We start from the raw sequence: 19,570 nt of genomic DNA on the forward strand, positions 1-19,570 counted from the left end.
CTCAATCCTCCAGCTTTTCGCCCGCCTGTTCCGCCGCACGGCGCTGTGCTTCCTGATCGTCGCGCCACAGGCGGATGAAGCTGCTGTTGCATCCCGTTTGCCCGCCCGTGCCGACGGCGGAACAGCTGCCCGGCATCCCCACCCGGTTCACCTCGTTCACCAGATCGACCCGGCGGGACCAGCTGGCGCTGCTGCTTTCGTCGGGCGGATCGCGGAACGCCTTTGGAATGCGGTATCGTTCGCTTTCGTCCATGCGAGGACACACCACAATCTCGTCCGCCTCCGCCTTGGGGCAGGGATCGTCGCCATAGACCAGGACGCTGCGCACGCGGCGCGGCGGCTCGCCATCGGCGGCGGCCGGCTGGGGCGCGTCCTGCGCCATCGCCAGCACCATTGCCATCATGCTCAGGATCATCGCACACGCCTCCACGCCCGGCATCGGTTTGCGGTGCCACACCTGTCCACCGGATGAACGGACAGCATCGGGACGATTGCAAGCAACGATGGCGGCGCTATGGCAGAACCATGATCCTCGTCATCGACAATTATGACAGCTTCACCTGGAACCTGGTCCATTATCTGATGGAACTTGGCGCCCCGGTGCAGGTGGTGCGCAACGACGCGATGAGCGCCGCCGACGCGCTTGCCAGCAATGCCAGCGCCTTTCTGATCTCGCCCGGTCCGTGCACCCCGAACGAGGCGGGGATCAGCCTGGATCTTGTCGCCGCCTGCGCCTCGGCCGGAAAGCCGCTGCTGGGCGTGTGCCTGGGCCATCAGGCGATTGGCCAGCATTTCGGCGGACAGGTGGTGCGCGGCGGACTGATGCACGGCAAGACCAGCCCGGTGGTGCATGACGGCACCGGCCTGTTCACTGGCCTGCCCTCGCCCTTTACCGCCACGCGCTATCACTCGCTGATCGTTCAGGATATTCCGGACGATCTGGTCGTCAACGCTACCGCCACCGATGGCACCGTGATGGGCTTTCGCCACGCATCGCTGCCGATCCACGGCGTTCAGTTCCACCCGGAAAGCATCGCGACCGAACATGGCCATGCAATGCTGGCCAATTTCCTGTCGATTGCGGGGGTCGAGGCGGGGGAACGCGTGTGACGCTGCCCGATGCCCGCCAGCCCCTGTCCGCCGACGCGGCAGAGGACGCCTTTGCCGCAATCCTCGACGCCCGGGTTGACGAGGCGGCGATCGAGGGGTTCCTGACCGCGCTGGCTGATCGCGGGGAAACGCCGCTGGAAATCGCCATTGCCGCCCGTGCGATGCGGGCGCGCATGATCCGCGTCCGGGCGCCGGAAGGGGCAATCGACGTTTGCGGCACGGGCGGCGACGGGCATCACAGCCTGAATGTCTCCACCGCCGTCTCCATCGTCGTGGCCGCTGCCGGAGTGCCGGTGGCCAAGCACGGCAACCGCGCGGCCAGCAGCCGGTCGGGCGCGGCCGACACGCTCGAGGCGCTGGGCCTTGACCTGACGCGGGCGGCGGCGCGGGCGGAGGAAAGCCTGGCCGAACTGGGCATCGCATTCCTGTTCGCCGCCGATCACCACCCCGCGCTGCGGGCGCTGGCCCCGCTGCGCCGCCGGATGGGCCGGCGCACGATCTTCAACCTGCTCGGCCCGCTCGCCAATCCGGCCGGCGTGCGCGTGCAGATGATCGGCATTGCCCGCCCCGAACTGGTCCCCGTTTATGCCGAGGCGATGGCGATGCTGGATTATGACGAGGCGGCGGTGATCTGCGGGCTGGAGGGGCTGGACGAACTCAGCCCCGCCGGGCCAAGCGCAGTGGCCAGCATCGGCGATACCGGCCTGCCGACGGTGGTCACGCCCGATCTGGCCGGGCTGGCCCCGCGGTCGCTGGACGATCTGCGCGGCGGCGATGCGGCGCATAACGCCGATGCGCTGCGCCGCCTGTTGCTGGGCGAGCCCGGCGGCTATCGCGACGCGGTGATCCTGAACAGCGCGGCCGCGCTCGTCCTTGCCGGGCACAGCGACACGCTGATGGCCGGGGCAGAGGAAGCGGCGGAAACCATCGACAACGGGCTTGCCAACGCGCTGCTCGACTGCTGGATCGCATGGCCATGAGTACGATGCTGGCACAGATCCTTGAGGCAAAGGCAGACGAGGTTGCGGCGCGCAAGGCGCAGACGGGCGATGCCGACCTTGCCGCGCGCATTGCCGCCGCCGGGCCGCCGCGCGGGTTTCGCGCCGCGCTGGATAGCCGCGCGGCCACCGGATACGCTCTGATCGCAGAGATCAAGAAGGCCAGCCCGTCCAAGGGGCTGATCCGCGCGGATTTCGATCCGCCCGCCCATGCCCGCGCCTATGCCGCCGGCGGCGCAACCTGCCTGTCGGTGCTGACCGACGAACGGTGGTTTCAGGGGCATGACGCGTATCTGGTCGCCGCGCGTGCCGCCTGTCCCCTGCCCGCGATCCGCAAGGATTTCATGATCGACCCCTGGCAATGCGCCGAATCCCGCGCGCTGGGGGCGGACGCCATTCTGATCATCGTCGCCGCACTGGAAGATGCGCAAATGGCAGAGATCGAGGCAGCGGCCATGGAACTGGGCATGGACGTGCTGGTCGAGGTGCACGATGCCGACGAAATGGCCCGCGCGGCGCGGCTCCGTTCGCGGCTGATCGGGGTAAACAACCGCAATCTCAAGACGTTCGAGGTCAATTTTCAGAACACGTTCGATCTTGTCGCCCTGGCCCCGCCGGGCTGCACCTTTGTCGCGGAAAGCGGCATTGGCGGCCGGGCGGACTGCGATGCGCTGGCCGCGCATGACATCCGCTGCTTTCTGGTCGGCGAAAGCCTGATGCGCCAGCCGGATGTCGAGGCAGCGACGCGGGCGCTGGTCGGATGAGCCGCCTGACCCACCTGGATGCCGCAGGGGCCGCGCATATGGTGGATGTCGGCGGAAAGGCGGAAACGGCGCGTCAGGCGGTGGCAACCGGCCGCATCGCCATGTCTGCCGCGGCCGCAACCGCGATCCGCGACGGGACGGCGGCCAAGGGCGACGTGATCGCCACCGCGCGCATCGCCGGCATCATGGCGGCCAAGCGTACGCACGAGCTGATCCCGCTGTGCCACCCCCTGCCCCTGACCCGCATCGCGCTGGATGTGGTTCCGGACGACAGCGGCGTGACGGTGACGGCGACCGTCGGTCTGACCGGCCGGACGGGCGTGGAGATGGAGGCGATGACGGCGGTGTCGGTGGCGCTGCTCACCCTCTATGACATGGTAAAGTCGCTGGATAAGGGCATGGCTATTCAGGATATTCGCCTGCTGTCCAAGACCGGCGGCAAATCCGGGGATTGGCGCGCGGGCTGATTGGCAACGGGTCGGCTGCACCCTCCCCAACCCCGGCGCATCCTGAGCGCGTGGACGGATGCCGCGCGCCGCCTTACTCCCAGCTCCGGCGCTGCTTCACGCCATAGGTGATGCGGATGCGCACCCATTCGCCATATTTCGACTTGCCGCCCACGCGCGGCGGGCGGACGCGGAATTGCCAGGCGGCGGCCAGCACCGCCCGGCCCATGCGCGATCCGGGGCTTTCGCCGACCATCTCGCAATCCTCCACCCGATAATCGGGTACGGTGCGGCACATGATCATGCCCCATCCCGGTCCGGCGGCGCTGGACAGATAACCCGCCAGTTCGGAATCATACGGTTCGCGGTACCAGGCGGCGGCATAGAGCGGCTCGCCATTGGGGCCGCTGCCGTCGACGCGCGGGGTATCGCCGGGAAATCCGGTATCCGGCGGCCCCATGGTCGCGCGCGGCGCGGGCGGGCCTGCGCGGCCGGGGGGCGGGGCGCGCCCGATATCGGCCTGTGCCATCTGATCGCGCGACAATTCGATCCACGGGGCCTTGGGCGCAAAATTCTTGACGACCGGGGCTGGCTGGACGGACGGCGTGACGGGGCTGGGCGGCGGGCGGTCGTCGGGTTCGCGGGGCTGTTCGGTCGATGGCGGTGGCGGCGCGACCGCGGGGCGGGGCGCGCTGGCGGCGGCGGGGGGCTTTTCCGACACTTCAGCGGCGTCAAAGGTGCTGAGCGCCATGTCCACCGGTTCGCGCCGGACCAGCCGGGGCGCCAGCGTCATCAGCACCAGCACGATCAGCCCTTCGACCAGCAGCGCAAGCAGAAACGGGCCTCCCCGCCCGCGCAACCGTTCCCCGATCCGGGTTCGCCACGTCGGGCGTTCGATGGACTGTGAAACCACGCGAGAAACTTCCGGGGGGCGGCAGGGCTGACTGTCGGGTTAGGGTGCAGATGCGGCCAAGACAAGGCAGCGTGGCAGGCATGGTGCAGTTTCCCCGCTCGCCCTCTTTCCCCGCGCCGATGCCCGTGCCACATCCGGCCGATGGCACCTCCGCTCCTCCCGCTGGCCGATGCACAGGCCCGGCTGATCGGCATGGCCGTGCCGGTGGCGGCAGAGGCGCTGCCCATCGCCGGTTGCGCCGGACGCTGGGCCGCCGAACCGGTAACCGCGCTGCGCACGCAACCGGCCAGCGATCTGTCGGTGATGGACGGTTATGCCATCGCCCACGCCGCCCTGCCCGGGCCCTGGACGGTCATCGGGGAAAGCGCCGCCGGGCGGCCCCATGCCGGGCCGGTCGGGCCGGGACAGGCGGTGCGCATCTTTACCGGCGCAGTCATGCCGGCGGGCGCGGACTGTGTGCTGGTGCAGGAAGAGGCCGCGCGCGACGGCGACCGGCTGATCCTGACCGGAGCTGGCCCGGCCGCGCCCGGCCGCAACGTCCGGCATCGCGGGCTTGATTTCGCGGCCGGAACCGACCTGATCCGGGCGGGGGAGCGGATGACGCCGGCGCGGCTCGCCATGGCTGCGATGGCGGGGCATGGCACGCTGACGGTCCGCCGCCCGGTGCGGGTTGCCGTCGCGGCGACCGGCGATGAACTGTGCCCGCCCGGCACGCCGGTTGGCGATGGACAGATACCGGAAACGAACCGGCTGATGCTGGCTGCGATGCTGGCCGATCTGCCGGTCGAGCTGATCGACCTTGGCATCCTACCGGACGATCTGGACGCGCTTACCCGCGCTTTTGCCGACGTCGATACCGACCTGCTCGTCACCAGCGGCGGGGCGTCGGTGGGCGACCATGATCTGGTGCGACCCGCGCTGGCGGCGGCGGGATGGTCCATTGATTTCTGGCGGGTGGCACTGCGCCCCGGCAAGCCGGTGATGGCCGGGCGGCGCGGCGATGCGCTGGTCCTCGGCCTGCCCGGCAATCCGGTTTCGGTGTTCGCCACGACGATGTTATTCGTCCGACCCGCCATCGCCGCACTGGGCGGATCGGTCGACCCCCTGCCCCGGCTGACCCCCGCGATCCTGGCCGAACCCCTGCCCGCCAATGGCGAGCGCACGGATTTCCTGCGCGCGGCGATCCTGCCCGACGGGCGGGTCAGCGCGGCGGCGGTGCAGGACAGTTCGATGCTGTTGACGCTCGCGCGCGCCTCCTGCCTGATCCACCGACCCGCTCATGCCCCGGCGGCGGCTGTGGGCGATCCTGTGGATATCCTTGTGATCGCTTGACGCCATACGGAACAAAGCATATACGTTCCCAGTCTGTTCCGAAACGGAGGATTGGGGATGCTCACCAAAAAGCAGCATGAGTTGCTGTGCTTCATTGCCGAACGCCTGGGCGAAGACGGCATTTCCCCCTCGTTCGAGGAGATGAAGGAGGCGCTCGACCTCAAATCGAAATCTGGGGTGCACCGGCTGATCGAGGCGCTGGTGGAGCGCGGGTTCATTCGCCGCCTGCCCAATCGCGCCCGCGCGCTCGAAGTGCTGAAGATGCCGGAACGGGTCGATGCAAAGCGGGGCAAGGCTGCAAAACGCGGTGACGTGGCACCACTTTCGCCACCTTCCGCGACGCAGCGGATGCCGGAACCAGCCAACGACGTCATCGAAATCCCGCTCCATGGCCGCATTGCCGCCGGTGTGCCGATCGAGGCGATGGAGGGATCGCAGATGCTGCCGGTGCCCGCCGCGCTGCTCGGATCGGGCGAACATTATGCGCTGGAAGTGTCCGGGGATTCGATGGTCGAGGCGGGCATCCTCGACGGCGATTATGCCCTGATCCGCAAAACGGAATCGGCCCGCGATGGCGAAATCGTGGTCGCGCTGATCGACGGGCATGACGCAACGCTCAAATATTTCCGGCGCGAAGGCGCAATGGTCCGGCTGGACCCCGCCAATCGCAGCTATGATCCGCAACGCTACCGCCCTGATCAGGTGCAGGTGCAGGGCCGACTGTCGGGGCTGCTCCGCCGTTACTGACCAACTGGCATGGGCGGTGGTGCCACGGGGCGGACCGGCCGTGGCGGCATCACCGTCGGCGGGTTCAACCATGGGTGCGCCCCCGGCCCGCGCACGGTGCGAACCGTTCCGCTGGCCAGGGTGATGGCCACGCCGCCGGTCTCTGCCAGCGTCGCCCGGTCCAGGCGCAGCCAGCGCGGGACGCATCCGGCCGGCAACCGGCGGTCGGCAATGACGATATCGGCAACGGCACACGCATCGCGCATCGCGGTCCATTCGACGAAATGGGCACTGCGGGTGGCAAAGACCCGCCAGGTGCGGCCATCGGCATCCCGGACATCGGCCAGGCACAGGTCCGCGCTGCACCGCGCATCGGGCAGGGTGTCCAGCGACTGCGCCTCGCCATCCACCCCCGCAGCCTCGCCCAGCATCGACCGGGTATAGTCCCCCGCCCGGTCGCGCAGCAGCGCCAGCCCCTCCCCGGCCCGGATGGCGACATGGCGGCCATCGCCGGTGACCAGCAGGTCGGGCGGCGGCACGGACAGCGCGCCCAGCGCACCGATAACAATGGGCACCGCGCCCCATCGCCGCCATCGCGTCCGCCACAGGGCGATCCACAGCCCCCCGCCCAGCATCGCGGCAAACGCCCATCCCGGCATCGCGGGCAGCATCCGGACCGATCCGGGTGCGTCCGCCGTCCAATGGGCAATCGCCAGGATCAGGTCGATGGCCTGCCCCGTCACCCACCATAGCGGCGCGCCCAGCCCCACCGCATCCAGCAGCAGCGCCGCCGCCTCGGCCGGCATGATGATAAACGTGGTCAGCGGGATGGCGACAAGATTGGCAATCGCGCCGTACACGCCGGACTTGTGGAAATGGAACAGCGCAATCGGCGTCAACACCGCCTCCACCACCAACCCCGTCAGCAGCAGCGAGGCAAGCGCCCGGCCCAGCCGGGCAAGCCGCCCCTCGTCCCGCCGTTCGAACCAGCCCTGCACCACCGGATGGCTGTGCAGCGCGATGATCGCGGTAACGGCGGCAAAGCTGAGCTGGAAACTGGGGCCGGCCAGGCTTTCCGGCCACAGCAGCAGGACGACGAACGCACCCGTGGCGACCAGCCGCAGCGTAATCGCCTCCCGCCCCAGCAGCATCGCGGCAAGGATCAGCAGCCCGGCGATGCACGACCGAACCGTCGGCACCTCTGCGCCTGCCAGCCAGGTATAGCCAAGCGCAGCCGCCGCCCCGAACCCCGCAGCGATCAACGGCACCCGGACCCGCAGGGCGAGTGCCGGAAACAAGGCCAGGATCCGCATGGCGGCCAGGATCGCGGCTCCTACCACCGCCGTGACGTGCAGGCCGCTGATCGACAGCAAATGGGCAAGGCCAGACCGGCGCATCGCCTCTGCATCCGCGTCATCGATGCCGCCGCGATCCCCGGTGGCCAGCGTCGCCGCGATCGCCCCGGCCCCGCCGCCGATCCGCGACTGGATATGCGCCGACAGCTGGTTGCGGACCCCCGCACCGCTGCCCTGGGCCGCATGAATGACCTCAACCAGGCCAAGGGCGCGCCCGGTCGCGCCGATGCCATCGAACCATGCGGCGCGGGCATAGTCATAGGCACCGGGCAGGGCCGGCGATGCAGGTGGCATCAACCGGGCGCGCAGCCGGATTTCGGCGCCGGTGCCAGCACCGGGCGGCACATCGACGGCCCGAACATTCACCCGCACCAGTGTCGGCAGACCGACCGCATCGACAGGGGCCAGGCGCAGCCGGACGAGATCGCGCGCCGGCAAGGGCTCCACCCGCTCGATTCGGGCGACAAAGCTGGTGGTTACGGGTCGTTCCAGCACCGGATGCGCGACCCGCTCCGCCCGCACCCAGGCAAAGGCGATGCCGATGGCGACAAGCAGGCCCAGGCCAAACAGCGCGGCCCCTGCCCGGCGGCCGATGCCGATACCCATCCCGATCAGCGCGACCGCCCCACCCCCCGCCGCCGCGGCCAGCCACGCAGCAGGCCCCGGCAAAAGGAACCAGGCAGCGATGCCCAGCCCCAGGGCGACGGGAATCCACAGGGGCAACTGGCCCCGCTCCGCCTCCAGCCGGCGTTCCAGCCAATCGAATGCAGCACCGATCGCGGCCCGGATTTGTCGTGGCCGGATCGCCATGCTAGGGGCGGCAAAGGCTGATCTGGCCATCGAAAACACAGTGTCTGGGAGCAAGCGCGGTTGAGCGCAACCATGGAATCCGGCAGCAAATCCGGCGGCGCGGGCACACGCCCCGTCGTCACCCGTTTCGCCCCGTCGCCGACGGGGTTCCTGCATATCGGCGGCGCTCGCACGGCGCTGTTCAACTGGCTGTATGCCCGGCATTACGGCGGGCAATTCCTGCTGCGGATCGAGGATACCGACCGGGCTCGATCGACTCAGCCGGCGATTGACGCGATCCTTGACGGGATGCGCTGGCTGGGCCTGGACTGGGACGGCGACGCCGTGTTCCAGTTCGCCCGGGCCGATCGCCATGCCGCCGTGGCGCATGAACTGCTGGAACGCGGTCATGCCTATCGCTGCTGGCTGACCCAGGACGAGCTGGCCGAAATGCGTGTCCGCGCTCAGGCGGAAAAGCGGCCGTTTCGCGTCGATAGCCCCTGGCGTGACGCCGATCCGGCGACTGGCCCCACTGACCGCGCGCCGGTCATCCGGCTGAAAGCCCCGCGCGAGGGCGCCGTGACGATCGAGGATCAGGTACAGGGCCCGGTGACAGTGCAGAATGCCGAGATCGATGATTTTGTGCTGCTGCGGTCCGACGGTACGCCCACCTATATGCTTGCGGTGGTGGTCGACGATCACGACATGGGCGTCACTCATGTCATTCGCGGCGACGATCATTTGAACAACGCATTCCGTCAGCTCGCGCTGGTTCGCGCCATGGACTGGCCGGAACCGGTCTATGCCCATGTCCCGCTGATCCACGGGTCGGACGGGGCAAAGCTGTCCAAGCGGCACGGCGCGCTGGGCGTAGAGGCCTATCGCGACGAGCTGGGCGTGCTGCCGGAGGCGCTGTCCAACTATCTGCTGCGGCTCGGCTGGGGGCATGGCGATGAAGAGATCATCAGCCGGGAACGGGCGACAGAGGTGTTCGACCTGGCGGGCGTCGGCCGCTCACCATCGCGGTTCGACCTGAAGAAGCTGGAGAACCTGAACGGTCATTATCTGCGCGAGGCGGACGATGCGCGGCTGACCGATCTGGTCGCGGCGCGCATCGCCATGCCCCTGAACGATACGCAGCGCGACTTGTTGCTGCGCACCATGCCGTTCCTGAAACCGCGGGCCGCCAATCTCAACGATCTGGCCGATGGGGCGCAGTTTCTATTTCGCACTCGCCCGCTAGCGATTGACGCGGATGCAAAACCCCTGCTTGAGGGCGAATCACGATCGATCTTGGCCCGGGTGCATGATGCGCTGGCTGCCGAAGCGGACTGGTCGGCCGAACCCCTGGACCAGGCGGTGCGCCGCGTGGCGGAAGACATGGGGGTCAAGCTGGGCGCGGTGGCACAGCCATTGCGCGCGGCATTGACCGGCCGGCGGACCTCGCCGGGCATCTTCGACGTTCTGGCGGTGCTGGGACGCGAGGAAAGCCTGGGCCGGATCGCCGATCAGGCTGCGCAAGCGGCCAAATGAACAACGGAAAGGAAATGCGATGACGGATACCGCAAAGCTGCAGACACCGACCAAGGATGTCGAATATCCGGTGATGTCGGGCACGGTTGGCCCGCAGGTCGTCGACATCCGCAAGCTTTATGCCCAGACGGGCATGTTCACCTATGACCCCGGCTTCACCTCGACGGCCAGCTGCGAATCCACGCTGACCTATATCGATGGCGACGAGGGCGTGCTGCTGCATCGCGGCTATCCGATCGGTCAGCTTGCGGAACAGTCCAGCTTCATGGAAACCGCCTATCTGCTGCTGAACGGCGAGCTTCCGGATCAGGGCGAACTGGACAAGTTCGTCTATACGATCAGCCGTCACACCATGCTGCACGAACAGCTGGCGACCTTTTACCGCGGGTTCCGCCGCGATGCGCACCCGATGGCGATCATGTGCGGCGTCGTGGGTGCCCTCAGCGCCTTTTATCACGATTCGACCGACATCACCGATCCGAAGCACCGGCTGATCGCCAGCCACCGGCTGATCGCCAAGATGCCGACGATCGCGGCGATGGCGTACAAATATTCGGTCGGTCAGCCGTTCATGTATCCCAAGAACGAGCTGTCCTACACCGGCAACTTCCTGCAGATGACGTTCGGCGTCCCGGCCGAGGAATATGTGGTGAACCCGGTCGTCGAAAAGGCGCTGGACCGCATCTTCATCCTGCACGCCGATCACGAACAGAACGCGTCGACCTCCACCGTCCGGCTGGCCGGTTCGTCGGGCGCCAACCCGTTCGCCTGCATCGCGGCGGGCATTGCATGCCTGTGGGGCCCCGCCCATGGCGGCGCGAACGAAGCGGCGCTCAACATGCTGCGCGAAATCGGCCGGCCCGACCGGATTCCCGAATATATCGCCCGGGCAAAGAACAAGGACGACCCGTTCCGGCTGATGGGCTTTGGCCACCGCGTGTACAAGAATTACGACCCGCGCGCGACCGTGATGCAAAAGACGGTGCGGGAAGTGTTCGAGGCGCTGAACGTCGATGACCCCGTGTTCGAAGTTGCGCTGCAGCTTGAGGAAATGGCGCTGAACGATGATTATTTCATCGAAAAGAAGCTGTTCCCGAACGTCGATTTCTATTCCGGCGTGATCCTGTCGGCCATCGGGTTCCCGACCACGATGTTCACCGCGCTGTTCGCGCTGGCCCGCACCGTGGGCTGGGTGGCGCAGTGGAACGAGATGATCGCCGATCCGGATCAGAAGATCGGCCGCCCGCGTCAGCTGTATACCGGCCCGACGCAGCGCGACTATGTTCCGCTGAACCAGCGATAAGAAGGGCACGGACAGGATGCGGATCAGGACCGTCTTTGCCGTATTGGGGGCGGTCCTGTTCCTGCTTGGCCTGTTATGGACGGCTCAGGGACTGGGCTGGGTGCGTTGGCCCCAGTCCAGTTTCATGATCGATCAGCGCGACTGGGTATGGCGGGGCGCGCTTACGGCCGTGCTGGGCGCGGTCCTGATCCTTCGCAACCGCCGCCACTGACCGGCGGGTTCAGGCGGCGCGCAGCGTCAACGTGAAGCGCGCGCCCTGCCCGGGGGCGCTATCAACGACAATGTCCCCGCCCATCGCGCGGGCAAGCCGCCGCGCGATATAGAGGCCTAGGCCGCTGCCACCCGGTTCGGCCGGGTCCACTCGCTCGAACTTTTCGAAAATCCGGGCCTGATCCTCGACCGCGATGCCCTTGCCCTGATCGGCAACGATCACGCAGGCATTCGGCCCGTCGCGTTCCAGCCGCACCCAGACAGAAGCGCCGGGCGGCGAATAGCGGACGGCGTTGCCGATCAGGTTGACCAGGATTTGCAGCACGCGGCGATAATCGCCCTGCGCATCGACCCGGTCACCGGGCGTCGGCGCATCGATCCGCACCTGCCCCGCCTCTGCCCGCACGGACAAAAGGCCCGCAGCGCGGCGGCCCAGCTCGGCCAGATCGACGGGTTCGACGACCAGTTGGAAATCGGGCGAATCGATTGTCTGCACCTGCGCCAGATCCTCGACCAGCCCGATCAGATGACGGCCCGCCGTGGCGATATCGCGGGCATAGGCGGCATATTCGCTGCGGATCGGCCCATCGGACTGTTCGCCGATGGAATCGGCATTGGCGATGATCCGGCGCAGCGGCACACGCAGCGCCCGTTCCAGCCGCTCTGCAATGGCAAGCGGCGATGCCGCTGCATCCGCCTCCGGCACCTGATCCGCGGCATCCGGGACCGGTTCGGCAACCCCCTCAATCCCGGCAAAGCGGCCAACCGCGTCCGTCAGCGAGCGGCCGGACAGCAGCATCGCCTGCCCCGTGGCGCGCAGCACCGCGCGCTGTCCGGAAAAGGCGGCGACTGCCGCAACCCCGGCCAGCATGGGAAGGCCGCCATCGGTGTCCGGTTCCAGCCGGAACAACTGAGTGACGGGCGCACCCAGCAGATGGGCGGCACCGTCCGGTTCCGGCGCGGTCAGGTCGGCCCCAATGCGGGTCAGGCGCAGTGCGCCGTCCACGGTCCAGCTGCCCGCCGATCCGGCAGCGCCCAGCCCCCATGCGACGGTCGCAGTATCGGTCGGCGCCGGTGGCATCGCGGCCTGCCATCGCCCGCCCTCGATCCGCACGCCCTGTTCGTCGGGCACCAGCCGGACAGCCATGCGCAGGTCGATGTCGCCATCGGCCAGGTCGATCGTGCGAGCGATCGGAACGCGCAGCCGCAGCGCCAGCGATGCCAGCGTCGACAGTTCGGGCAGCGACAACGGCTTGCCAAGCGCGCCGCCAGCGGCAGCATTCAGGTCAAGCAGCCGGGCATCCCCTTCGACCAGGCACCCCTGCGGGTCCAGCCGGGCAAGGACGGGAGAGTGCGTGTCGGCCATCCGGTTCACCGCAGGGCGCTCAAGCGGTCCGGCGCACCCAGCGCCAACGCGTGCACATCAGGACAGCGCAGCGGCAGGATCAGCGCGCCCGCCATCTCCGGCGACATATTGGCCGCATCGGACAGCGCATCGGCGCGGGCCAGCGCAGCGACGGGATCAATGCCGGTGGTCAGCACAGAAAGGATGTTCGCCATTGCCGTCCGGTCCAGCCCCGCTGCGCGCAGCGCGAGCCATAGGCGGTCGTCATCCGTCGCCGCCAGCATCGGCAGCACGCGGTCGGCGGCCAGACCGGCCGCCCGTCCCAGAATGGCACAGAACAGGGCAAGGCGGCGGTCGCGAACCGCCTCGATCAACAGAAAGGGCACCTCGCCCGGCCGGGGATCGATCGCCTGAACCAGATGCAGGGCGGCCGCCACGGGATCGCCGGAGGCATCGCCGGCATCGGCCAGCCCTTCGGCCGCGGCGACCAGCGCACGGCGCAGCGTCAGCCGGGCGGACGGAGTGATCGCAGCGGGCTCGCGTTCGATCGCACCGGCCAGCCACCAGCCAATCGCTGCGCGCAGATCGGCCGGCGGGCGGCCCGCACTGCCATCCAGCGGATCAGCCTGCATCAACAACCGGGCGGCGGCCGCAATCCGCCGATCGTCCGATTGTGTCAGGGCGGCAAGAAATCCCGGCTCGTCCGGATCATCGCCGCCATGGATGGGCATGGCAGCAGCACGTCCGGCAATGGCGGCACGAACGGCCATCTGCGTCGGCAATTCGGGAATGGCAGCGATCAGCGCCGTCAGGTCGCGTCGGTCGGGCGCATGGGCAAGAATGGCGGCAAGGGCGTCGTGACCATCGGCGGCAAGCATCCGCTGGGCGCGCAGGCGCAGCGCCCGTTCAACCTCGGCCACCGCATCCGTCAGCGCAGCGTCGATCCCGTGACGCAGCCGGTCGGTCATGCGATGGTCGACAGGCCGCGCGTAATCGGCCCCCAGCGCCGCAAGGCGAAGGCGCACGCGGCGGTCCGCCGCAATGGCCATCGCCACCGCGTCGGCGGCCGAACCCGCTGCTGCGGAACCAGGGTCCACCACTGTGCCGGACATACCCATTTCCTAGCGGAACGGATGTTAATTTGGCCCTAAGCCTGTTTCCTCAACGTCTCGACCAGCGCTGCGAGGGTTGCCGTGGCGGCAATGGCGGTGACGCCAAGGCCAAGGACCGGAACGCCGGCAAGCACCCATGGGGTCAGCAACAGTGCATAAAGCGGCGCACCGCCATACCAGGGGCGGCGGGCACCGGGGACCCGTTCGCCAATTGCCGTCACCGCGATCAGCGCCGCCGCCAGCACCGGGGCGGTCAGCGATTGCTGGGCAAACCCGGTCACGATGGCCAGCGCAGCGACGACCAGCCCGGTCACGCCCTGAATCGCGCGATCCTGAATCATCGCAATCCGGTCATTGCCGCGCAGGCCGCTGAGCAGCGAGCCGGTGGTCAGCGCCGCGACCGACAGCGGCAATCCGACGATGCCGATCCGTGGCCAGCCCAATGCGATGACCAGGACGGCAATCAGGCCAAGGATGCCGCCCACCGCCAGCAACGCGGTATCCGCCACGTTCCGCCGGACCAGTTGCGGCAACAGGATGCGGGTCAGCGGCGTGAATACATATCGGTCGGCCCATCCGATCCGCTGATTGGCCAGCGCCAGCAGCACGCCGTTGCTGCGGCTGGCCAGGCCATCGGGGTGGCGATCCACGCCATGCCCGGCCCGGCGCGCCGCGGTGGACAGGGGCAGATGTTCCGCCCCGCCCTGCGCCGCCAGCCGCAACAGGCTTGACTGGAAATCATAATCGCGGGGCAGCGCCGCCACCTCTGCCACCCGGCGCGCATCGACCATCGCCATGCCCGCCCAGTGACGCGTCGAATCGATCCGCTCCACCGCCAGTGCGGGGCTTGGGTCGTCTGTCACGAGTATGGTTTCCCGCCCGACCGAGGCAAGCGCATGGACCGCCTGATCCGTGGTGACCAGCGCATCGGCCAGAACGATCACCCGCGCCAGCGGATGCAGCCGCCCGCTGACTTCCTCTGCCGAACGGACCATGTCGACGGGCACGCCGCGCTTTGCGATGCGATTGACCGCGCCCAGCAGCGGCGGCGTCATCCGCGTCACTGCAATCAGCAGATGCCCGGCACCCGCCGCGATCAGCAGGCGTGCCTGATATTCAAGCAAGGTCATCCCGCCAAAGGGAAGCGTGGCGGCAAGTCCGCCGCCCGTCCCCTCGGCATCCTCAGTCGCAAAGATCAGCCCCGCCAGCATGATCGCGGCGTTACAGGGCCATGCGCCATGGTCAATAGATCAGGAACGGACGACGCGTTTCTTCCCATGCCGCCTCGTCCGGCAGGGCGATGGCATCCAGGTCGGCTGGCGTAGCTGCTGCATCGTCCACCCAGTCGCGCAGGGCACGGCCGCCGTTGATCACGTCGATCGCCAGCCGGTCGAACACATATTCATAGGGGAAGTCGCGCCACAGCTGATATTCGGGGTACAGCGACCGGATCGCCTTCAATCCCGCGGCCTGCACGCGCCATGGGCGGAATGCGGCATGATCGTAACCGGGGGCGTCGGCGTGAATGAATACGCCGCTGCACAATTGCCCGCTATGCTTGTGAAACGTCGGCTGAAACCAGAAATCGCGCAGCGTGCATCCGACCAGCCATTCGGGCGCGATGCGGTGCATTTCGCCGATCACCGCGCGCGCATCGATATCGGGCGCGCCGAACAGTTCAAGCGGCCGGGTGGTACCCCGCCCTTCGGACAGGGTCGTCCCCTCCAGCATCACCGTGCCGGCATAGGCGCGCGCCATGTTGACGTTGGGTGCATTGGGGCTGGGGTTGATCCATGGGCGTTCGGGTGGCCAGCCATGGCCCGGCGCGGCATCGGGTACCCACCCCTCCATCTCGATCACGCGGTAATCGACGTTCAGTCCGAAATGGTCGATGAACCAGTGGCCCATCTCGCCCAGCGTCATGCCGTGGCGCATCACCATCGGCCCTGCCCCGACGAAACTTTCCCAACCGTGCTGCAGCAGCGTTCCTTCGACCGGGCGTCCGGCGGGATTGGGCCGGTCGAGCACCCATACCGCCTTTTCGTACCGGGCGGCGGCTTCCAGCACATAAAGCAGCGTGGTGACAAAGGTGTAGATGCGGCAGCCGACATCCTGCAGGTCGACCAGCATCACGTCGAACGTGGCCATGGATTGCGCGGTCGGCCGGCGCACCTCGCCATACAGGCTGAACACCGGCACGCCATAGGTCGGATCGACGAAATCGGGCGATTCCATCATGTTGTCCTGCAAATCGCCGCGGACGCCATGCTGGGGGCCGAACATCGCGCTAACCTCGACCCCGGCAGCGACCAGCGCATCCAGGCTGTGGGTCAGGTCGCGCGTCACCGATGCGGGATGCGCTAGCAGCGCCACGCGCTTGCCCGCCAGGGGGCGTCGAAGCTCAGGGTCGGCGAGCAGCCGGTCGATACCGAAATTCATGACGAATGAGGTGCCGTCAGATCGATCGCAAAGCAATCGGCATGATGAAAATCGGGCGCGCCGGCCGGGTGAGCAAGCGCCCAGAACGACCGCGTACCATCCAGTTCCTCGATCACCGCGGTCAGGGACAGGCGACCACGGGGCAGCGGGTCGGCCAGATCGACGTGCCAGGTGTCGCCGCTGCGCCCGATCCGCGGCGGCGTCGCACGCTCCAGCGGGTGCATCCCCGCCCGATAATCGGAAAAACCATAGGCAGCCCATTGGCCGGACGGGGCAAAATTATATTCAATATAGCCACTCTCCCCCGCGGGCCGGACGAACAGCTCGAAACAGGTCGTCCGCCACAGGCCATCGGTCCGCTCCGGCAGCGCATCCGGCGGCACGCGCAGCTGATCCGCGCCCGCCACCCGATAGTGCAGGCTGGATCGGTTCAGCGTCACGAACACGCCGGTCACGCCCGTCGGCGGCGTATCGGGATGACAGGTCAGGGGATATTCCATGGCCGGTGTCTATGCGCTCCCATCGGCACAAGTCGAGGGCGACGGGCCAGGCGGAGCGAACAAGGCTGTGGGCCGCCCGGACTTCTTCTGTTAATCCCCGCCGACGAAGAGGGGATGGCATGGAACAGGCGGTGTCGCCGGACAGCACGGTCAGAAAGATTACCGCGCGGCTGATGCCGATCCTGTGCGTGATGTATCTGCTGGCCTATATCGACCGGCAGAACGTCTCCTATGCCAAGCTGGAGATGGTCGATGCGCTCGGCCTGTCGGAGGCCGCCTATGGCCTGGGCGCTAGCCTGTTCTTTCTCGGCTATTTCCTGTTCGAGGCACCGGCCAACCTGATCCTGTCGCGGGTCGGCGCGCGGCTGTGGTTCGCGCGGATCATGCTGACCTGGGGCGCGATCACCGTGGCGCTCGGCTTCACGCAGAACACCGCAATGTTCTATGTGCTGCGCTTTCTGCTGGGCGTGGCGGAGGCGGGTTTCTTTCCCGGCGTGCTGTATCTGCTGACCTTGTGGTTTCCCCAGGCGCGGCGGGCGCAGATGGTCGGGCTGTTCATGATCGCCAGCGCCTTTGCCAACGCCGCAGGATCGCTCGTCGGCGGTGCACTGCTGGAACTGGACGGAGCGGCCGGGCTGGCGGGATGGCAATGGGTGTTCGTCGCGACGGGCATCCCCGCCATCCTGATGGTGCCGGTGGTGCTGATGAAACTGCCCAGCACGCCGGGCGAGGCACGCTGGCTGACCGATGCGGAAAAATCCTGGCTGGCGGCGACGCTGGCCGCAGAGGCTCCGCCGGAACGGGCCGGGGAATCGGCGTGGCGGGCGCTGGCCGATCCGCGCGTGCTATTGCTGGCGATCCTGTATTTCGGGATGCCGCTGGGTGCCTATGGACTCAGCTACTGGTTGCCGACCATCGTCAAGGCGTTCGGTGCGTCCAACCTTCAGAACGGGGCGCTGAACGTCATCCCCTGGCTGTTCGTTGCCGTGGCGCTGTGGGCAGTGCCGCGCCATGCGGCCCGACATGGTGCGAGCCGGTGGCACATTGCCGGGCCGCTGCTGATCGCTGCCGCCAGCCTGATGGGCAGCGTGCTGCTGCCCGGTGCAGGGTTCAAATTCGCCTGCCTGTGCATCGCGGCGGCGGCGGTGTTTTCAGCTCAGCCGGTGTTCTGGAGCGTGCCGCAAGGGTTGCTGCGCGGCGCCCATGCCGCAACCGGGCTGGCGGTGATCAACTCGGTCGGCAATCTTGGGGGCTTTGCCGCCCAGAACGCGGTGCCGATGGTGCGCGACGCGACCGGCAGCACCCTGGCCCCGATGGCGATGCTGGCGGGTGCGCTGACCATTGCGGCGATCGGCTTTCTGATCGCCCTGCCCCGGATGGGTGTGGGGCGCGCCCGCTAAAGCGTCACCAGTTCCACATTGCCCCGTCCTGCAACCGCGCAATGGGCAGCTGAGCCGGTTTGTAGGGGAATTTGGCCGCCATCTCCTCGTCGATCTCGACACCATGGCCGGGCACATCGCCGGGGTGCAGATATCCGTCGGAAAAGCTGTAGGCATGCGGGAAGACCGCGTCGGTTTCCGGGGTGTGGCGCATATATTCCTGAATGCCGAAATTGGGCACCCACAGGTCGAAATGCAGGGCGCAGCCCATGGTCACAGGCGACAGGTCGGTCGCGCCATGGCAGCCGGTGCGCACCTGATACATCGCGGCATAATCGGCGACGCGGCGCAGGTGCGTGATGCCGCCCGATCCAACCACAGTCATGCGGATATAATCAATCAACTGATCGCGGATCAGGTCCTTTGCATCCCAGATCGTGTTGAAAATCTCGCCCACCGCCAGCGGCGTCACGGTATGCTGTCGCACCAGGCGAAAGGCGTCCTGATTTTCCGCCGGGGTGCAATCCTCCATCCAGAACAGGCGGGACGGCTCCAGCGCCTTGCCCAGCCGCGCCGCCTCGATCGGGGTCAGGCGGTGATGCACATCGTGCAGCAGTTCGATGTCGTGGCCGTGCTTGTCGCGCAGCGCCTCGAACAGCTTGGGCGCATAATTGAGATAGGCGGGCGTATTCCACAGCGTTTCGGTGGGAAGCGCCGCATCGGCGGGTTCGTAATACAGGTCGCCGCGCGCCACGCCATAGGCACCCTTGACGCCCGGAATGCCCGACTGTGCCCGGATGGCCTTGTACCCCATGTCGCGATACCGGCCGACCGCCTCGACTGTCTCGTCAATGTCGGCGCCATTGGCATGACCATAGACGAGCACGCCGTCGCGGCTGGCCCCGCCCAGCAGGTCATACAGCGGCATCCCCGCTGCCTTTGCCTTGATATCCCAAAGCGCCATGTCGACGGCGGCAATCGCCCGCATCGTCACGGGGCCACGCCGCCAATAGGCGCCGCGATACAGAAACTGCCAGATATCCTCGATCCGGCGGGCATCGCGTCCGATCAGATTGGGACAGACATGGTCGGTCAGATAGGCGGCGACAGCCAGTTCGCGGCCGTTTAGCGTTGCATCACCGATCCCGGTCTGGCCGCCCTCCACCTCGATCTTCAGCGTGACGAAATTGCGGCCGGGACAGGTGACGATGACCCTGGCTGACGTAATCCGCATGATCCCGACTCCCTGTGCTGCCGACCCTGCCGGCTGGATACCCAATGCGTTGACCATATGATATTGGTCTGTCAAGTTCAGC

General features: G+C 67.6%; 19 protein-coding genes. 10 read left to right on the plus strand and 9 right to left on the minus strand.

Translation table 11 applies throughout. From position 1 onward, the window contains the following. Position 1: 1 nt before the first annotated feature. The gene (locus NYR55_RS04415; protein WP_260020007.1) at positions 2-415 is read right to left on the minus strand and encodes a hypothetical protein; all 414 of its coding nucleotides are present in this window, start codon (positions 413-415) and stop codon (positions 2-4) included. A 110-nt stretch (positions 416-525) separates the two neighbouring features. Here NYR55_RS04415 and NYR55_RS04420 point away from each other — a divergent pair, with 110 nt between their 5' ends. From NYR55_RS04420 to moaC, 4 genes are read left to right on the plus strand one after another with little or no spacing between them, the layout of a single operon-like run. Beyond that, complete coding sequence (locus tag NYR55_RS04420; protein WP_260020008.1) at positions 526-1,110, plus strand: aminodeoxychorismate/anthranilate synthase component II; 585 nt, start codon at positions 526-528, stop codon at positions 1,108-1,110. Then, entirely contained in the window at positions 1,107-2,090 is a 984-nt protein-coding gene (gene trpD, locus NYR55_RS04425) for an anthranilate phosphoribosyltransferase (RefSeq protein ID WP_260020009.1), read from the plus strand. Before NYR55_RS04420 ends, trpD begins: the two co-directional genes overlap by 4 nt. Beyond that, positions 2,087-2,872: an indole-3-glycerol phosphate synthase TrpC gene (gene trpC / locus NYR55_RS04430; protein ID WP_260020010.1), complete on the plus strand. Its 786-nt coding sequence runs from the start codon at positions 2,087-2,089 to the stop codon at positions 2,870-2,872. The genes trpD and trpC overlap by 4 nt, the downstream gene beginning before the upstream one ends. Then, on the plus strand, positions 2,869-3,339 hold the full coding sequence (gene moaC / locus NYR55_RS04435) for a cyclic pyranopterin monophosphate synthase MoaC (protein ID WP_260020011.1): 471 nt from the start codon (positions 2,869-2,871) through the stop codon (positions 3,337-3,339). The genes trpC and moaC overlap by 4 nt, the downstream gene beginning before the upstream one ends. 73 nt (positions 3,340-3,412) lie before the next feature. On the opposite strand, the gene NYR55_RS04440 is transcribed toward moaC, so the two are convergent. Continuing rightward, positions 3,413-4,231 (minus strand): hypothetical protein, encoded by an 819-nt coding sequence (locus NYR55_RS04440; RefSeq protein WP_260020012.1) that lies wholly within the window; start codon positions 4,229-4,231, stop codon positions 3,413-3,415. A 141-nt stretch (positions 4,232-4,372) separates the two neighbouring features. Between NYR55_RS04440 and NYR55_RS04445 the strand changes: the two genes are divergently transcribed. Both NYR55_RS04445 and lexA read left to right on the plus strand, forming a co-directional pair. Beyond that, complete coding sequence (locus NYR55_RS04445; RefSeq protein ID WP_260020013.1) at positions 4,373-5,563, plus strand: molybdopterin molybdotransferase MoeA; 1,191 nt, start codon at positions 4,373-4,375, stop codon at positions 5,561-5,563. 57 nt (positions 5,564-5,620) lie between these two features. Next, positions 5,621-6,310 carry a transcriptional repressor LexA gene (gene lexA / locus NYR55_RS04450; protein WP_260020014.1) on the plus strand — a complete coding sequence of 230 codons (690 nt, stop codon included), beginning with the start codon at positions 5,621-5,623 and terminating at the stop codon, positions 6,308-6,310. Here lexA and NYR55_RS04455 read toward each other — a convergent pair. Further along, positions 6,304-8,454 carry a ComEC/Rec2 family competence protein gene (locus NYR55_RS04455; RefSeq protein ID WP_260020015.1) on the minus strand — a complete coding sequence of 717 codons (2,151 nt, stop codon included), beginning with the start codon at positions 8,452-8,454 and terminating at the stop codon, positions 6,304-6,306. The genes lexA and NYR55_RS04455 overlap by 7 nt on opposite strands. Positions 8,455-8,526: 72 nt before the next feature. On the opposite strand from NYR55_RS04455, the gene gltX reads away from it, so the two are divergent. From gltX to NYR55_RS04470, 3 genes are read left to right on the plus strand one after another with little or no spacing between them, the layout of a single operon-like run. After that, positions 8,527-9,966 carry a glutamate--tRNA ligase gene (gene gltX / locus NYR55_RS04460; RefSeq protein ID WP_260021554.1) on the plus strand — a complete coding sequence of 480 codons (1,440 nt, stop codon included), beginning with the start codon at positions 8,527-8,529 and terminating at the stop codon, positions 9,964-9,966. A gap of 19 nt (positions 9,967-9,985) precedes the next feature. Beyond that, on the plus strand, positions 9,986-11,269 hold the full coding sequence (locus NYR55_RS04465) for a citrate synthase (protein ID WP_260020016.1): 1,284 nt from the start codon (positions 9,986-9,988) through the stop codon (positions 11,267-11,269). Between the two features lie 16 nt (positions 11,270-11,285). After that, a complete protein-coding gene (locus tag NYR55_RS04470; RefSeq protein ID WP_260020017.1) occupies positions 11,286-11,480 on the plus strand; it encodes a hypothetical protein in 195 nt (64 codons plus the stop codon). A gap of 9 nt (positions 11,481-11,489) precedes the next feature. On the opposite strand, the gene NYR55_RS04475 is transcribed toward NYR55_RS04470, so the two are convergent. From NYR55_RS04475 to NYR55_RS04495, 5 genes are read right to left on the minus strand one after another with little or no spacing between them, the layout of a single operon-like run. Next, positions 11,490-12,845 (minus strand): HAMP domain-containing sensor histidine kinase, encoded by a 1,356-nt coding sequence (locus tag NYR55_RS04475; RefSeq protein WP_260020018.1) that lies wholly within the window; start codon positions 12,843-12,845, stop codon positions 11,490-11,492. 5 nt (positions 12,846-12,850) lie between these two features. Then, entirely contained in the window at positions 12,851-13,921 is a 1,071-nt protein-coding gene (locus tag NYR55_RS04480) for a hypothetical protein (RefSeq protein ID WP_260020019.1), read from the minus strand. Positions 13,922-13,971: 50 nt separating this feature from the next. Next, positions 13,972-15,147 carry a hypothetical protein gene (locus NYR55_RS04485; protein WP_260020020.1) on the minus strand — a complete coding sequence of 392 codons (1,176 nt, stop codon included), beginning with the start codon at positions 15,145-15,147 and terminating at the stop codon, positions 13,972-13,974. 31 nt (positions 15,148-15,178) lie between these two features. Continuing rightward, positions 15,179-16,375: a DUF1343 domain-containing protein gene (locus NYR55_RS04490; RefSeq protein ID WP_260020021.1), complete on the minus strand. Its 1,197-nt coding sequence runs from the start codon at positions 16,373-16,375 to the stop codon at positions 15,179-15,181. Continuing rightward, positions 16,372-16,875, minus strand: a complete 504-nt coding sequence (locus NYR55_RS04495) for a DOMON-like domain-containing protein (protein ID WP_260020022.1) — start codon at positions 16,873-16,875, stop codon at positions 16,372-16,374. Before NYR55_RS04495 ends, NYR55_RS04490 begins: the two co-directional genes overlap by 4 nt. A gap of 119 nt (positions 16,876-16,994) precedes the next feature. On the opposite strand from NYR55_RS04495, the gene NYR55_RS04500 reads away from it, so the two are divergent. Further along, positions 16,995-18,275 carry an MFS transporter gene (locus tag NYR55_RS04500; RefSeq protein WP_260020023.1) on the plus strand — a complete coding sequence of 427 codons (1,281 nt, stop codon included), beginning with the start codon at positions 16,995-16,997 and terminating at the stop codon, positions 18,273-18,275. A 4-nt stretch (positions 18,276-18,279) separates the two neighbouring features. Here the strand turns inward: NYR55_RS04500 and manD are convergent, their stop codons facing one another. Beyond that, positions 18,280-19,488 carry a D-mannonate dehydratase ManD gene (gene manD, locus NYR55_RS04505; protein ID WP_260020024.1) on the minus strand — a complete coding sequence of 403 codons (1,209 nt, stop codon included), beginning with the start codon at positions 19,486-19,488 and terminating at the stop codon, positions 18,280-18,282. Positions 19,489-19,570 lie beyond the last annotated feature (82 nt).

Origin of the sequence: Sphingomonas sp. BGYR3 (assembly GCF_025153455.1) — a bacterium.
Classification (GTDB): Bacteria; Pseudomonadota; Alphaproteobacteria; order Sphingomonadales; family Sphingomonadaceae; genus Sphingomonas.

Bases quoted from the DNA above. Each gene is read 5' to 3' on its own strand.
- NYR55_RS04415 (WP_260020007.1), bottom strand. From the start codon at position 415: ATGATCCTGAGCATGATGGCAATGGTGCTGGCGATGGCGCAGGACGCG.
- NYR55_RS04420 (WP_260020008.1), top strand. From the start codon at position 526: ATGATCCTCGTCATCGACAATTATGACAGCTTCACCTGGAACCTGGTC.
- trpC (WP_260020010.1), top strand. From the start codon at position 2,087: ATGAGTACGATGCTGGCACAGATCCTTGAGGCAAAGGCAGACGAGGTT.
- moaC (WP_260020011.1), top strand. From the start codon at position 2,869: ATGAGCCGCCTGACCCACCTGGATGCCGCAGGGGCCGCGCATATGGTG.
- NYR55_RS04445 (WP_260020013.1), top strand. From the start codon at position 4,373: ATGGCACCTCCGCTCCTCCCGCTGGCCGATGCACAGGCCCGGCTGATC.
- lexA (WP_260020014.1), top strand. From the start codon at position 5,621: ATGCTCACCAAAAAGCAGCATGAGTTGCTGTGCTTCATTGCCGAACGC.
- NYR55_RS04455 (WP_260020015.1), bottom strand. From the start codon at position 8,454: ATGGCGATCCGGCCACGACAAATCCGGGCCGCGATCGGTGCTGCATTC.
- gltX (WP_260021554.1), top strand. From the start codon at position 8,527: ATGGAATCCGGCAGCAAATCCGGCGGCGCGGGCACACGCCCCGTCGTC.
- NYR55_RS04465 (WP_260020016.1), top strand. From the start codon at position 9,986: ATGACGGATACCGCAAAGCTGCAGACACCGACCAAGGATGTCGAATAT.
- NYR55_RS04470 (WP_260020017.1), top strand. From the start codon at position 11,286: ATGCGGATCAGGACCGTCTTTGCCGTATTGGGGGCGGTCCTGTTCCTG.
- NYR55_RS04475 (WP_260020018.1), bottom strand. From the start codon at position 12,845: ATGGCCGACACGCACTCTCCCGTCCTTGCCCGGCTGGACCCGCAGGGG.
- NYR55_RS04485 (WP_260020020.1), bottom strand. From the start codon at position 15,147: ATGCTGGCGGGGCTGATCTTTGCGACTGAGGATGCCGAGGGGACGGGC.
- NYR55_RS04490 (WP_260020021.1), bottom strand. From the start codon at position 16,375: ATGAATTTCGGTATCGACCGGCTGCTCGCCGACCCTGAGCTTCGACGC.
- NYR55_RS04495 (WP_260020022.1), bottom strand. From the start codon at position 16,875: ATGGAATATCCCCTGACCTGTCATCCCGATACGCCGCCGACGGGCGTG.
- NYR55_RS04500 (WP_260020023.1), top strand. From the start codon at position 16,995: ATGGAACAGGCGGTGTCGCCGGACAGCACGGTCAGAAAGATTACCGCG.
- manD (WP_260020024.1), bottom strand. From the start codon at position 19,488: ATGCGGATTACGTCAGCCAGGGTCATCGTCACCTGTCCCGGCCGCAAT.